11 protein-coding genes are annotated in these 12,763 nt (G+C 39.7%); 6 read left to right on the top strand and 5 right to left on the bottom strand.

Going from position 1 to position 12,763, the window contains the following annotated elements; genetic code table 11:
• Nucleotides 1-27 precede the first annotated feature (27 nt).
• The 6 genes from glnE (at nt 28) to F897_RS00245 (ending at nt 7,640) form a co-directional block, all read left to right on the top strand.
• Nucleotides 28-2,778: a bifunctional [glutamate--ammonia ligase]-adenylyl-L-tyrosine phosphorylase/[glutamate--ammonia-ligase] adenylyltransferase gene (gene glnE, locus F897_RS00270; RefSeq protein WP_034580256.1), complete on the top strand. Its 2,751-nt coding sequence runs from the start codon at nt 28-30 to the stop codon at nt 2,776-2,778.
• A gap of 24 nt (nt 2,779-2,802) precedes the next feature.
• Nucleotides 2,803-3,729: a branched-chain amino acid transaminase gene (locus tag F897_RS00265; RefSeq protein ID WP_005232095.1), complete on the top strand. Its 927-nt coding sequence runs from the start codon at nt 2,803-2,805 to the stop codon at nt 3,727-3,729.
• Between the two features lie 501 nt (nt 3,730-4,230).
• Nucleotides 4,231-5,001 carry a hypothetical protein gene (locus tag F897_RS00260; protein WP_005232093.1) on the top strand — a complete coding sequence of 257 codons (771 nt, stop codon included), beginning with the start codon at nt 4,231-4,233 and terminating at the stop codon, nt 4,999-5,001.
• Nucleotides 5,002-5,022: 21 nt separating this feature from the next.
• Nucleotides 5,023-5,766 carry a hypothetical protein gene (locus tag F897_RS00255; RefSeq protein ID WP_005232091.1) on the top strand — a complete coding sequence of 248 codons (744 nt, stop codon included), beginning with the start codon at nt 5,023-5,025 and terminating at the stop codon, nt 5,764-5,766.
• A 2-nt stretch (nt 5,767-5,768) separates the two neighbouring features.
• Nucleotides 5,769-6,581, top strand: coding sequence for a glycosyltransferase family 25 protein (locus tag F897_RS00250; RefSeq protein WP_005232090.1), 813 nt, complete (start codon nt 5,769-5,771; stop codon nt 6,579-6,581).
• A 6-nt stretch (nt 6,582-6,587) separates the two neighbouring features.
• Entirely contained in the window at nt 6,588-7,640 is a 1,053-nt protein-coding gene (locus tag F897_RS00245) for a glycosyltransferase (RefSeq protein ID WP_005232088.1), read from the top strand.
• Here the strand turns inward: F897_RS00245 and F897_RS00240 are convergent.
• The 5 genes from F897_RS00240 to F897_RS00220 all read right to left on the bottom strand — a co-directional run bounded on the left by F897_RS00240 (nt 7,629) and on the right by F897_RS00220 (nt 12,707).
• Entirely contained in the window at nt 7,629-8,729 is a 1,101-nt protein-coding gene (locus F897_RS00240) for a glycosyltransferase (RefSeq protein WP_005232086.1), read from the bottom strand. The genes F897_RS00245 and F897_RS00240 overlap by 12 nt on opposite strands.
• Before the next feature lie 44 nt (nt 8,730-8,773).
• On the bottom strand, nt 8,774-9,640 hold the full coding sequence (locus F897_RS00235; protein ID WP_005232084.1) for a lysophospholipid acyltransferase family protein: 867 nt from the start codon (nt 9,638-9,640) through the stop codon (nt 8,774-8,776).
• 18 nt (nt 9,641-9,658) lie between these two features.
• A complete protein-coding gene (locus F897_RS00230; protein WP_005232078.1) occupies nt 9,659-9,880 on the bottom strand; it encodes a hypothetical protein in 222 nt (73 codons plus the stop codon).
• A 116-nt stretch (nt 9,881-9,996) separates the two neighbouring features.
• A complete protein-coding gene (gene aspS, locus F897_RS00225; RefSeq protein WP_005232075.1) occupies nt 9,997-11,781 on the bottom strand; it encodes an aspartate--tRNA ligase in 1,785 nt (594 codons plus the stop codon).
• Between the two features lie 161 nt (nt 11,782-11,942).
• Nucleotides 11,943-12,707, bottom strand: coding sequence for a DUF4184 family protein (locus tag F897_RS00220; RefSeq protein ID WP_005232074.1), 765 nt, complete (start codon nt 12,705-12,707; stop codon nt 11,943-11,945).
• Nucleotides 12,708-12,763: the final 56 nt, after the last annotated feature.

Genomic DNA, 12,763 nt, shown 5'->3' with positions numbered 1-12,763 from the left:
TAAAAGTTTTGAGGGAATCACCGAGTGATGGACGCGGTACAATTGCAGAAAACCTTAAGAGCCAGTCAGTATGCAGAACAGGTATTGGCCAATCATCAAGATCTATTGAATCAGGATTATGCAATTGATCAGTTTCAGGGATCACTCGGCACTGAACAGATTCAAAACTTAATTAAGGCCAATTTATTAAATATCAGTGATGAAACCATGTGGATGCGTAGTTTACGTATTCTACGTGCTCGTCTGATGTTTCGCTGGATCTGGCAGGATGCCAATCAACTTACCAATGTCATCACGCTGACTCGCGAGCTGTCTGATTTCGCCGATGCCTGCATTTGCGCTGCCAAAGAGTTTGCCCGTATTCCTCTAGTCGCCAAATATGGTCAGCCAGTTGGTTATAACGGTAAAGTTCAAGATCTTATTATTATTGCGATGGGCAAACTGGGCGCTCAGGAACTCAACCTTTCCAGTGATATCGACCTGATTTTTGCCTTTGATGAACAGGGTGAAACGGATGGGCGTAAATGCATTGACGTTCAGCAGTTCTGTATCCTATGGGGACAAAAGTTAATCTATCTGCTGGATCATATCACTGCTGAAGGTTTTGTATTTCGTGTCGATATGCGCTTGCGCCCTTGGGGTGATGGTTCTGCTTTAGCCATCAGTCATGCCGCACTAGAAAAATATCTCAGCCAGCATGGCCGCGAATGGGAACGTTATGCCTGGATCAAAGCCCGCATCGTCAATCCGAGTCCAGAAGGTGATGAACTGCTGGATATGACCCGTCCTTTCGTCTTCCGTAAATATGTCGATTACAGTGCTTTCGAAGCGATGCGTGAAATGAAAGCAATGATTGAGCGTGAAGTACAGCGCCGCAATATTGAAGACGATATCAAGCTTGGGGCAGGCGGGATCCGTGAGGTTGAATTTATCGTGCAGGTTTTTCAGCTGATTTATGGCGGAGCCAAGTTAGAGCTGCAAGATCGGCAATGTCTGGTCAGCTTGAATCATCTGGATGAGGCTGAACTTCTGGATGAACAGGCGGTGACTGATCTCGAAGATGCCTATTTATTCCTTCGTCGGGTAGAGCATGCTATTCAGGCGCTGCATGATCAACAAACCCAATGTTTGCCGACTGAGCCAGATTTACGTCAACGTATTGTGGATACTTTAGGCTTTGCAGACTGGTCCGCCTTTATGGAAGTGCTGGATCAAAAACGCGCTAAAGTGATTTACCAGTTTGAGCACTTGATCAAGGAAAATGGACCAGAGCCTCAAGGCAAAAGTTTTTCTCAGTTGGAACAACAGCTGAATGAAGTCTTGGATGATCATGCAAAAAATCTGGTGCATGAATTCTGGCATGGTCATGCCTTAAAAAAATTGCCAGCTAAAGCCATTCAACGTTTAAAAACGTTTTGGCCTTATCTGATAGAGGCGATTCTAGAATCAGATAAACCGCAAGTTGCACTGGTTCGCCTGATGCCATTGGTTGAATCAGTCATGCGTCGTACGGTGTATCTGGTGATGCTGATTGAAAGTAAAGGTGCTTTACAGCGTTTGGTCAAGATGGCGACTGTCAGCCCCTGGATCTGTGAGGAACTTACCCATTATCCGGTATTGCTGGATGAGTTCCTGTCGATGGATTTCGAATTGCCTAAACGTCAGGATCTGGAAGACAGCCTGCGTCAGCAATTGCTCAGAATTGAAATTGACCAAGTCGAAGACCAGATGCGAGTGCTGCGCCTGTTTAAAAAATCCAATGTCCTTGCGGTAGCTGCCAGTGATGTACTGGCAGAAAGTCCTTTAATGAAAGTCTCGGATGCCTTAACAGATATTGCAGAAGTCTCGGTGAATGCTGCGCTGCATCTGGCCTATCAGATTGTGGCCAAACGACATGGTTTTCCGCTGGATGCAGAAGGGCAGCGCTGCTCAATAGAACATACGGCTTTTGCCGTCATTGGCTATGGCAAAGTCGGTGGCATTGAGTTGGGTTATGGTTCGGATCTGGATCTAGTCTTCATTCATTATATGGGTGAGCAGGCAGATACGGACGGTCTCAAGCCGATTAGCGGTTTTGAGTTTGCCATGCGTGTGGCACAGAAGTTTATGTCGCTCATGACCACACAAACACTGGATGGGCGTGTCTATGAAGTCGATACCCGTCTACGTCCTTCTGGAGAAGCAGGGCTACTGGTCACTAGTCTGAAAGCATTTGAGCAATATCAGTTGAAAAATGCATGGTTATGGGAGCATCAGGCCTTAGTACGTGCACGCTCCATTGCTGGGGAAGATAGCCTGAGAGAGACATTTGAAGCACTACGCTGTAAGATTCTTACCCAGAAACGCGATATCTGTCATGTACGTAGTGAAGTTCTGAAAATGCGTCAGAAAATGAAAGATCATCTGGGTTCTTCCAAAGAGCAAAAAAAAGATGGGATTTTTCATTTAAAACAAGATGCAGGTGGTATCGTTGATATCGAATTTATGGCACAGTATGCGGTGTTAGCTTGGAGTGGGACGAATAAAGATCTCGCCCATTACTCCGACAATGTAAGAATCCTTGAGGATGCCGCAAAATCAGGTTGCTTATCCAGCGACGATGCGACTGCTCTGATTCAAGCTTATCTCCGTGAACGCGCCGAGAGCCACCGCTTAGCCCTTGCAAATCAATCCATGCAAGTGTCTGCAAGCGACTGGCACGATACCCGAAAGACCGTTTGCAAGTTATGGCAAAGACTGATTGATCCAAGTGCATTATTTGCACTGGATAGTGAATAATTGTGAAAAATTGGAGTTTGTGGCATGAATTTGGCTGATCGTGATGGTTTTATTTGGCAAGATGGACAACTAGTAGACTGGCGTGAGGCGAAAACTCACGTATTAACACATACTTTGCATTACAGCATGGGTGTGTTTGAAGGTGTCCGTGCTTATGAAACCCCGAATGGAACGGCTATTTTCCGTCTGAAAGAACACACCAAACGTTTGCTCAATTCTGCAAAAATTTATCAAATGAAAGTTCCATTTGATCACGCAGCTTTAGAACAAGCGCAAATTGATGTGGTTCGTGAAAATAAATTGGCATCTTGCTATTTACGTCCAATTATTTTTATTGGCTCTGAAAAATTGGGTATTGCCGCAACTGACAATACTATTCATGCTGTAGTTGCAGCATGGAGCTGGGGTGCTTACCTTGGTGATGATGCGATGGCGAAAGGTATTCGCGTAAAAACTTCATCATTCACACACCATCATCCAAACGTGACGATGTGTAAAGCAAAAGCATCTGGTAATTACACATTGTCGATTCTTGCTCACCAAGAAGTGGCACATTCAGGTTATGACGAAGCAATGCTGCTTGATCCGCAAGGCTATGTATGCCAAGGTTCAGGCGAGAACGTATTCCTGGTACGTGATGGCGTAATTCACACTCCAGACATCGCTGGTGGCGCGCTAGACGGTATCACTCGTCAATCGATTATTACCATTGCTAAAGATCTTGGCTATGAAGTGGTAGAACGCCGTATTACCCGTGACGAATTCTATATTGCAGATGAGGCTTTCTTCACTGGTACTGCTGCTGAAGTCACACCAATCCGTGAATATGATGACCGTCAAATTGGTGAAGGCGTACGTGGTCCAATCACAACTCAAATCCAGAAAGCTTATTTTGATGCGGTTCAGGGTAAAGACCCTAAATATGCACACTGGTTAACTTATGTAAAATAAGTGAATTAGTAGACTTCTTGCGTTAGTCAAAATTTAAACAGCCTAAAGCTACATTTTATAAGGTTTTAGCCAATTCAAAAATTAGGTAAAACGATACTTTCGCAAGAGGTTTAGTAAATAAAAAAGGACTCGTTTGAGTCCTTTTTTATTTTTATTGAATCTTAGGAAAAATACTAAAACTATTAAGTTGTTAGGTAGAGAAGTCAATAAATTGCAGAAAAATGACGAGTTTCATATTTTGGAAAGTTATATATTTACTGTAAAAATAAACTAATAAGCGTAATGAACGACTAAAATTAGTGTTGTTCTATATTTATCATTCAAATATGAACTTTATTTCGATCTAAGCTGCTGGAAAAATATTCAATTCTTGTGATGAAAAAATGAAGATTATATTTTTTCATAAGATTTACGGTAAACTGTGCGGAAATGAAAAGCAATAGGTTCAGTCAGTACCAGTAATGGTATGATACTGATATTGCATAGGTGGATGATGGGTGCATGAACGCAAAGCAAAATGACCTTAAGACTCAGGGTAAACAATCACCTGAGCAAAATATTGTGATCTGTATGAAATGGGGCACAAAATATGGGTCTGAATATGTCAATCGCCTTTACAATATGGTGAAGCGACACACTACCGTTGATTTTCAAATGGTGTGTTTAACTGACCGTACTGAAGGGATTGATCCAAATGTGCAATGCTTTCCTATTCCACCTTTGGCATTGCCTGAAGGTGCGCCTGAGCGTGGCTGGAACAAGCTATCTACCTTTGAACCTGATCTCTATGGTTTGAAAGGCAATGCTTTATTTTTAGATCTGGATGTTGTCATTGTCGATAATATTGATGAATTCTTTACGCATCCGGGTGACTTTCTGATTATCCATGACTGGAAACGACCATGGCGTATTACTGGGAATAGTTCAGTTTATCGCTTTAAGCTCGGAGCTTTTCCAGGTCTGTTGGCCTATTTCCGCGAACACTTTGATGAAATCCGTCAAAAATTCCGTAATGAGCAGGCTTATCTGTCTTGGTATGTAGACCAGAAGAGGAAACTTAGCTATTGGCCGGATAGCTGGTGCAAAAGTTATAAATACCATTGCCTACAAAAAATTCCAATGGCTTATTTCAAGCCGCCAGTAAAGCCTGAGGGCGTAAAAATTATTATTTTCCATGGGGAGATTAACCCACCTGATGCCATTAATGGTGGTGGGGGTAAATGGTATCGGTATGTGTTGCCATCCCAGTGGATCAAGGATGCTTGGCAGTAATTCAAATTAAATGGTTTAAACATGCCTGTAAGAAAGAAAAGTAAGTTTGAACAATGGTTTTCATTTAGCCGACATCAGCGTCGCTTTGGTGCTGACAAGGTTTATGCCCAATTCGATGATATTGATATTGAGCAATTAAAAACTGAAATGATCGCGGGCGATACTCCGAATTATACGCATGGTTCAGCCAAAGATCTCAATGAACATATCGAACAGCTGCAATCAGAATTTATTGGGCAGCCTAAATTAAATTATTACCATGCCAGTCTGATTGTCTTGATTCGCCGTGAGGTTGATACTCAAAATAATTATGCGAAATTTAAAGCATTATGGATGACTGAACGGGATTTTCTTATACAGTCGCTAAATATCCGCTGGCTAATTTCAGCATGTGATACTTTTATTGATTTTGATGAAGATATTACTTTAAAAGCGATTCTTATGAATGCTGTGGTTCTTATTAATACTTTAAAACTACAGGAAACTGAGCGTTTTTTATGTGATCAGTCTTTAGTAGTAAATCAGCAACATCAGCATTTATTACAAAACCAGCGTTATGCACTATTTGACGGTACATCTGCATTTTCGGTAGGCACAGATGATACTTTACGGAATATGCGCTGGCGTTTGGAACAGATCTGCGATATTCATCCACTTGGGCAAATTGTACTGGAAATTTTTGATCGGCTTCAGCTTGAGCAAAATAATAATGTCTATTCCCGTTTTAAGCAGCGTCATACGCGTGAAAAAACCAGGTGGTGGTAATTGTGAATACTTTAATTATCAATTTAAAAAGTTCACAGGATCGTCGTGATTTTCAAAAAAGACAATTTGGGAAATTAGGACTGGATTTTGAAATATTAGAAGCATTTTCAGTTGCTGATCTGAGTGAAGAACAATACCAAAAATTTGGTTTTGGCTGGCAAAGGCCTTTGCGTAAAGTTGAGGTAGCGTGCTTTCTCAGTCACCAAAAAGCCTGGGAAGAAGTAATAAAAAGGAATCAGCCCTGTTTAATTCTTGAAGATGATGCCGTATTGGCTTCCAATACAAAAGAAATTTTAAACGAAATTGAACAGCATCAATTTTCAGATGTGGACTTAATTAATCTAGAAGTAAGAAGTCGTAAAAAAATTATTAGTCGGACACCCGTGTGTATCTTAGGTTCTACTCAGGTCAAATTATATGAATTATATCAAGATCGTACTGGAGCAGCAGGTTATATCCTCTACCCGAGTGGCGCGCAAAAATTATTAAATCGTTTGGCGCAAACAGCACCAGCAATTGCAGATGGATTTATATTTTCGGCTTATGAGTTACAGTGTTTGCAAGTTGAACCTGCAGTGATTATTCAAGAAGACCAGCTTGGCGCTTATGGTCTCTTACAACAAGAGAGTTTTGATTCGACCATTGGGCGCTCTGAACACTTTAAACCTGAATTCATCTCTATCAAAGAAAAATACAAGTTTAAAAAAAGGCGGTTAGCGGGACAAATAACTATGGCTATACGATATTTGCAGGTCATGGGAAAGGCAGAAAAAAGATTGATCAATCTAGATCAAGAAAAATTTATTCAGGATTAGTGCTTCATGAAAAAAACAATCGTATTAGCCATTTTTACTTTACAGGGAAATGGCGCTGAACGTTTTGCTTTAACCTTGGCAAAGGGCCTAATTGATGCAGGTCATGAAGCACATATTGTTTATTTTAAAAATATTATTGATTTACCGATTCCTGAGGGCGTAAAACTTCACTTTTTTGATTATCAAAAGTATCGTGCAATTCCTAAATTTATGCGTGCCAGTTTTGCAGCAAAAGCATTTGATCGGTTTGTTATTAAAAATATTGGGATCCCTGATCTTGTCCTATCAAACTTATTTCCTGTTGATTTTATATTATCAAAAAGTCAGTTACCGAATGTTCATTTAGTCATTCATAACACGACGAGTTTAGAATATGGTGAAAGATTAGAGGGAATGAAAAAACAGTTGGATAAAGTTTATTTAGCCAAGCCTTGTGTAGCAGTAAGTAAGGGTGTCGAAAAAGACTTTATTAAAGTATTTGGCTCAAAAAGTCGGATTACTACAATTTATAATCCGATTGATGTGGAACAAGTGGTTTCAACAGCAAATGAATATATTCCTGATATTGAAAAACCATATATTGTAAATGTTGGAAAGTTTAAGCAACAGAAACGACATGATATTTTAATTAAAGCTTATGCAAAAGCCAATGTTCAAGAAAAACTGGTTTTGGTCGGGACTGGTGAACTATTAGAAACTTCTAAAAAATTGGTTAAAGATTTAGGGATAGAAGGCAAGGTTATTTTTACAGGCTTCAAAAAAAATCCCTATCCATATATTAAGCATGCAAAATTTATGGTTTTGTCGTCTGATTTTGAAGGGTTGGGTTTAGTAATTTTAGAAGCTTTAGCTTTGGGTATTCCCGTTATAAGTACTGATTGCCCTTCAGGTCCCAATGAAATTTTACAAGCTAATAATCTCGTTGCTGTAGGCAATATTTTTGAACTTTCGCTTAAAATCAATCAAGCATTAAAAGAGGTAGATAATTATTCAACAAATTTGAATCCATCTTTTACCCAAAGTTATGCTGTTGCGGAATATATACGGTTAATCGATTAACTTAATAAATTTATCAGCCATCTCTTTAATATCGTAACGTTCTGATAAGTTTGGGGGAATTTGATATGGATTTTCTAATATATCTTCGATAGAATTTTTTAATTCTGCACGATTATTTGGTTGTACTAGACCGCGTTGCATATCAGGGGTAAAAAATTGATGTGATACTCCTTCGCTGCAATTATATGCAACGACATGAGTGCCATTTAATAGAGCTTCTCCAATAACAAGACCGAAGCCTTCTGTCTGAGAAGGGAGAACTAATATTTTACTCTTTTTAATATACTCGATAGGCTCATCCACCCAGCCAGTAAAATGAACACGATCGCTAATATTTAGTTGATTGACTAATTTTAAAAGTTTGTCTTTTCTTGCTCCATCACCAATAATAATCATATTTTTAATAATATGAGAATTTTTTAGAGCAAATAAAGCATGTTCAATTTGTTTGGAAGGTGATAAACGACCAACATAGCAAATATCCCATACTTTTTCTTTCTTTTCAGATTGTATTGTATCTTTTAAATTTAATCCATTATAAATAACATTTATATTAGAATTCTCTAAAATTTGAGAATATTTCAATTTTAAATCTTTATTAAGTACGATAAAATTTTTGTTTGAAAACACTTCCTTAAATTTATTAATAAATTTTCTCTTCTTATATATATTTCTTAATATTTTAATCGGGTTTAAAGTTTTATTAAATTCAGGAAGAATGTCTGCTTGTGACCATATCCATATATTTGGATGATTAATAAATGATATGCTTAAATATGCATACCAAATAGTTAATATAACAGCTTCAGGTTTTATTTCATCAATAAGAGACTGGAGTTGTTCTTTCTTACTAGATTCTAATTTTTTGTCTATTAATAACTTTCCACTAACAAATTTAATAGGAAAATCAATAGATTGAATATTGAAACTCATAGTCTTTTCTTTATAATTATTTATATTAATTAAGGTTATGATGTTTATTTCATAGCCTCTCTCTTGCAGTTTTTTTGCAAGATTAAGAGTCATAATTTCTGCACCACCACCTTTAAGATGATCAATAATAAAAAGAATTTTTTTCTGATCTTTCATTTTAAACCTAATTTTTAAGTTTTAATTTAAGTAGCTAATTTTTACTATGAGTAATATAAACTTTTGTCATTTTCCAACTTCCTAAACCGTTTATATCCCCACAAATACTGCTCTGGAGCAATGTTAATCATTCGCTCCATTTCCTTGTTTAAGGTATCTACAGAAAGCTGTAAGTCTTTAGAGAGAATATCAATTGATAACTCAGTTACATGAATATCAAAGCCGTTTAGATCATCATGACGTAAACAACTTAGACCAATCACAGAGCATTGGGTTTTTGCAGCCAATTTAGAGAGCAGGGTAGAAGATAGAGCATTCTGTCCATAAAAAGGTGAGTAAATACCACCACTTTCTTTGGGCACATGGTCAGGAAGAATGGCAGCGAATCCACCTTGTTTTAGATGCTTGAATAAAGCCCGTACTCCCGTTTCATCAGTTGGAACAAGGGTAGCATTTAAACGCTGCCGTGCTTCCAGCATAAACCGATCAATATCAGGATTTTTACTTGGCTTATACATGATGAATGGACTAGTGTGTTGATTCACCCAGGCATTAAGCAGCTCCCAAGTGCCAAAATGAGGAACGACTGCCAAAGTTCCATTCGGATTTTTCAGTGCATCAATAAAAATCTCTGGATGATGAATATTCCGGATTTGTTTTAATGCAAACTCAGGTTCAGAACCCCAAATTTTAACTGACTCGGCATAGGTCATGCATTGGCTTTGGACACTTTGTTTTGCCAGTCGTGTGCGTTCCAATGCTGACAGTTCAGGATAGGCAATTCCTAAATTAATTTCTGTAGTACGGCGAATCGATGAATTCGTGATATAGAGAAGTGATCCAACACTTTTCGCCAAATTTTGAATGAATCTTAACGGGAGTTTGGAGAAATTCTTGAGTAATGCGTACATAATATGCAGCTTGCCTGATTAAGATTCTTGATCAGGATTGCCTTTAAGCACCATATAAATCAGGCCTACAAAAATGACAAGTGCACCTAAAATACTGCTCAGACAGAAGTACACAATACGGTCATTGGTGTCCAGGTTAAACAGGTTGTTTGCAAGGATATAGCGCATGAACAGCCATTGTACGACTGAAAACACGATCAGCATGATGCCACGGTTACGAACAGCAGGACGCATCGCCATTGCCAAATCACCTAAAAATAGAAACTGAAGCTATTATGCCACTGTCGTGCAGGCTTCTCAATGCAATAAAAAAGCCCTGCTAGAACAGGGCTTTTTTTACTTAAATCATCAAGAAATTATTCTTGAGATTCAGCTTTTGGTTTTTCACGTAAGCGAATACCCAAATCACGTAGTTGAGTAGGTTCAACTGGTGCAGGTGCTTGAGTCAATGGACATTCAGCAGTTTTGGTTTTCGGGAATGCAATCACGTCACGGATTGAAGATGCCCCAGTCATCAACATCACCAGGCGATCCAGACCGAACGCCAAACCACCGTGAGGAGGCGCACCGAATTTCAATGCATTTAATAAGAAGCTGAATTTTTCTTCTGCTTCTTCTTCAGAAATACCCAGCGCCTCAAAGATCGCTTTTTGCATTTCCAAAGTATAAATACGCAGTGAACCACCACCGATTTCAGTACCATTCAATACCATATCATAAGCAACAGACAATGCTTCGCCTGGATTATTCTTCACATCTTCAACGCTTGATTTAGGAAGCGTGAACGGATGGTGAACAGAAGTCCATTTGCCATCATCAGTTTCTTCGAACATCGGGAAGTCAACTACCCAAAGCGGAGCCCATTCGCAAGTTGCAAGGTTCATGTCATGACCAATTTTCACACGAAGTGCGCCCATTGCATCATTCACAACTTTGGCTTTGTCTGCACCGAAGAAGACGATATCGCCATTTTCAGCACCAACACGTTTCAATAGATCCAGCACGATAGGCTCGATGAATTTAACGATTGGAGATTGAAGACCTTCGATGCCTTTTTCAAGTTCATTAACTTTGATGTAAGCCAGACCTTTCGCACCGTAGATACCAACGAATTTAGTATATTCGTCGATTGCACTACGTGGCAGTGAACCCGCACCTGGTACGCGAAGTGCAACAATACGGCCTTTAGGATCTTTTGCAGGACCTGCGAATACTTTGAACTCGACGTCTTGCATCAAGTCTGCAACGTCAACAAGTTTCAAAGGAATACGTAAGTCTGGTTTGTCAGAAGCGTAGTCACGCATTGCTTCTGAATAAGGCATACGTTGGAATTTGTCGAATTTGATGCCAAGAAGTTCGTCGAACATCTTAACAGTCATGCCTTCCATCAAATCCATAATATCGTCATCGCTCATAAACGATGTTTCGATGTCGATTTGAGTGAATTCAGGCTGACGATCCGCACGTAAGTCTTCATCACGGAAACATTTAGCGATCTGGTAGTAACGATCTACACCACCTACCATCAACAACTGTTTGAACAGCTGTGGTGATTGTGGAAGAGCATAGAAGCTACCATTAGATACACGGCTTGGAACTAAGTAGTCACGCGCACCTTCAGGAGTCGCACGAGTCAAGATCGGAGTTTCAACGTCCAGGAAACCGTGATCGTCTAAATAGTTACGAATCAGGTTGGTCACTTTAGAACGGAAACGTAAACGATCGATCATTTCAGGACGACGGATGTCCAAGAAACGATATTTCAAACGAATTTCTTCAGAAATGCTTGTGTTTTCGTCATTTAATGGAAACGGAGGAGTTTCAGACTGAGCAAGAACTTCGATTTCTTTACCCAATACTTCGATTTGACCACTCACCATGTTGGCATTTTCAGTACCCGCATAACGGCGACGTACACGGCCTGTAATTTTTAATACGTATTCAGAACGTGCTTTGTCTGCTGTTGCAAACGCTTCAGGTGTATCTGGGTCGATAACCACTTGAACAAGACCGTCACGGTCACGCATGTCAAGGAAGATGACACCACCGTGGTCACGGCGACGGTGTACCCAACCGCATAATGTTACGGTCTGGTCAATTTGAGCTTCGGTTAAAGAACCGCAGTAATGAGTTCGCATCATAGCGTTAAAAATCCAACTATATGGGTTAAGGAAGCGTATACGTAAACAGCGTACCGCCTTTAGCAAAGGTAGGATTATGCCTCTTTGGGAATGTTGTCACAAGAACTTGAGGCAAAAACAGTATCATTTTAAAGTGAATAAGCAGGAAGTGGGAGATTATGCTAGCCCATACGCCGATCACGATCCAGAAATAAAAATAGCAGACAGCCCAGACTAAAGGTTATTAAAAAGCCCTGGCTAAATTCATTGATAGAGCGGCCGGTAAAATAATACAGATCAGACCGCCAGACCTCATCCGGAATGTAGCGCATATAGTCCCATGTCGAAAATAAACCTGTGAGCGTAGAGAGGCCTAATAGACCCCAGCAAAAGATGAGGATCTTGTGACTGACGCTTAGATATTGCCGATGAGTTTTATAGTAATGCAGACTCATCCACAGGATAAAAGGTAGAGCTAGGGCAGAAGTCCCGATCTGTAAAATCCGGTGTAGTGGATAAGTTCGTCCTAAAATTTGATACTGCTGGCTGAGAATGTCATAAAAGGCAAAGGTTCGAAAATCCGCATGGGTCAGACCATCCCAAATAATATGAGTGGCTGTCCCAATCACCACTGCAATACACATAGCGCAAATAAATCTGAACGCTGAAAATAAGTTATGAATATTTAAGTCATGCTGTATGCCAATAAAACGATAAATCACTGGCCGGTAAATCAGGTACCAGACCGCACAAAAAATAAGACCAATCCATAAATCAGGATGAATCAGCGAAGACCATAAATGGGTGATATTAGAATTTTTATGGGTGAAAAGCCGGTACAGGTCTGGAACCATGCTACCAATCGCCAACGCAGCAACAGGGAGCCGGTTGCCAGTTAAATATGAAATAGGCGGAGCGAGTACTGCATGAGATAAAGTAAAGGGCATAAAAATAGGATTTTATTGCAATAAAAAATATTCAAACGACATTCTAATAAAATATC

The organism is Acinetobacter variabilis, assembly GCF_000369625.1.
GTDB lineage: Bacteria > Pseudomonadota > Gammaproteobacteria > Pseudomonadales > Moraxellaceae > Acinetobacter > Acinetobacter variabilis.
Note: the sequence above shows the minus strand (reverse complement) of the source record. Positions and strands in the feature narration are given on the sequence as shown.

Excerpts from the sequence above, each read along its gene's own strand:
- F897_RS00240 (WP_005232086.1), bottom strand. The coding sequence starts at position 8,729 with ATGAAAGATCAGAAAAAAATTCTTTTTATTATTGATCATCTTAAAGGT.
- F897_RS00255 (WP_005232091.1), top strand. The coding sequence starts at position 5,023 with ATGCCTGTAAGAAAGAAAAGTAAGTTTGAACAATGGTTTTCATTTAGC.
- F897_RS00245 (WP_005232088.1), top strand. The coding sequence starts at position 6,588 with ATGAAAAAAACAATCGTATTAGCCATTTTTACTTTACAGGGAAATGGC.
- F897_RS00265 (WP_005232095.1), top strand. The coding sequence starts at position 2,803 with ATGAATTTGGCTGATCGTGATGGTTTTATTTGGCAAGATGGACAACTA.
- F897_RS00220 (WP_005232074.1), bottom strand. The coding sequence starts at position 12,707 with ATGCCCTTTACTTTATCTCATGCAGTACTCGCTCCGCCTATTTCATAT.
- aspS (WP_005232075.1), bottom strand. The coding sequence starts at position 11,781 with ATGATGCGAACTCATTACTGCGGTTCTTTAACCGAAGCTCAAATTGAC.
- F897_RS00260 (WP_005232093.1), top strand. The coding sequence starts at position 4,231 with ATGAACGCAAAGCAAAATGACCTTAAGACTCAGGGTAAACAATCACCT.
- F897_RS00230 (WP_005232078.1), bottom strand. The coding sequence starts at position 9,880 with ATGGCGATGCGTCCTGCTGTTCGTAACCGTGGCATCATGCTGATCGTG.
- F897_RS00235 (WP_005232084.1), bottom strand. The coding sequence starts at position 9,640 with ATGTACGCATTACTCAAGAATTTCTCCAAACTCCCGTTAAGATTCATT.
- glnE (WP_034580256.1), top strand. The coding sequence starts at position 28 with ATGGACGCGGTACAATTGCAGAAAACCTTAAGAGCCAGTCAGTATGCA.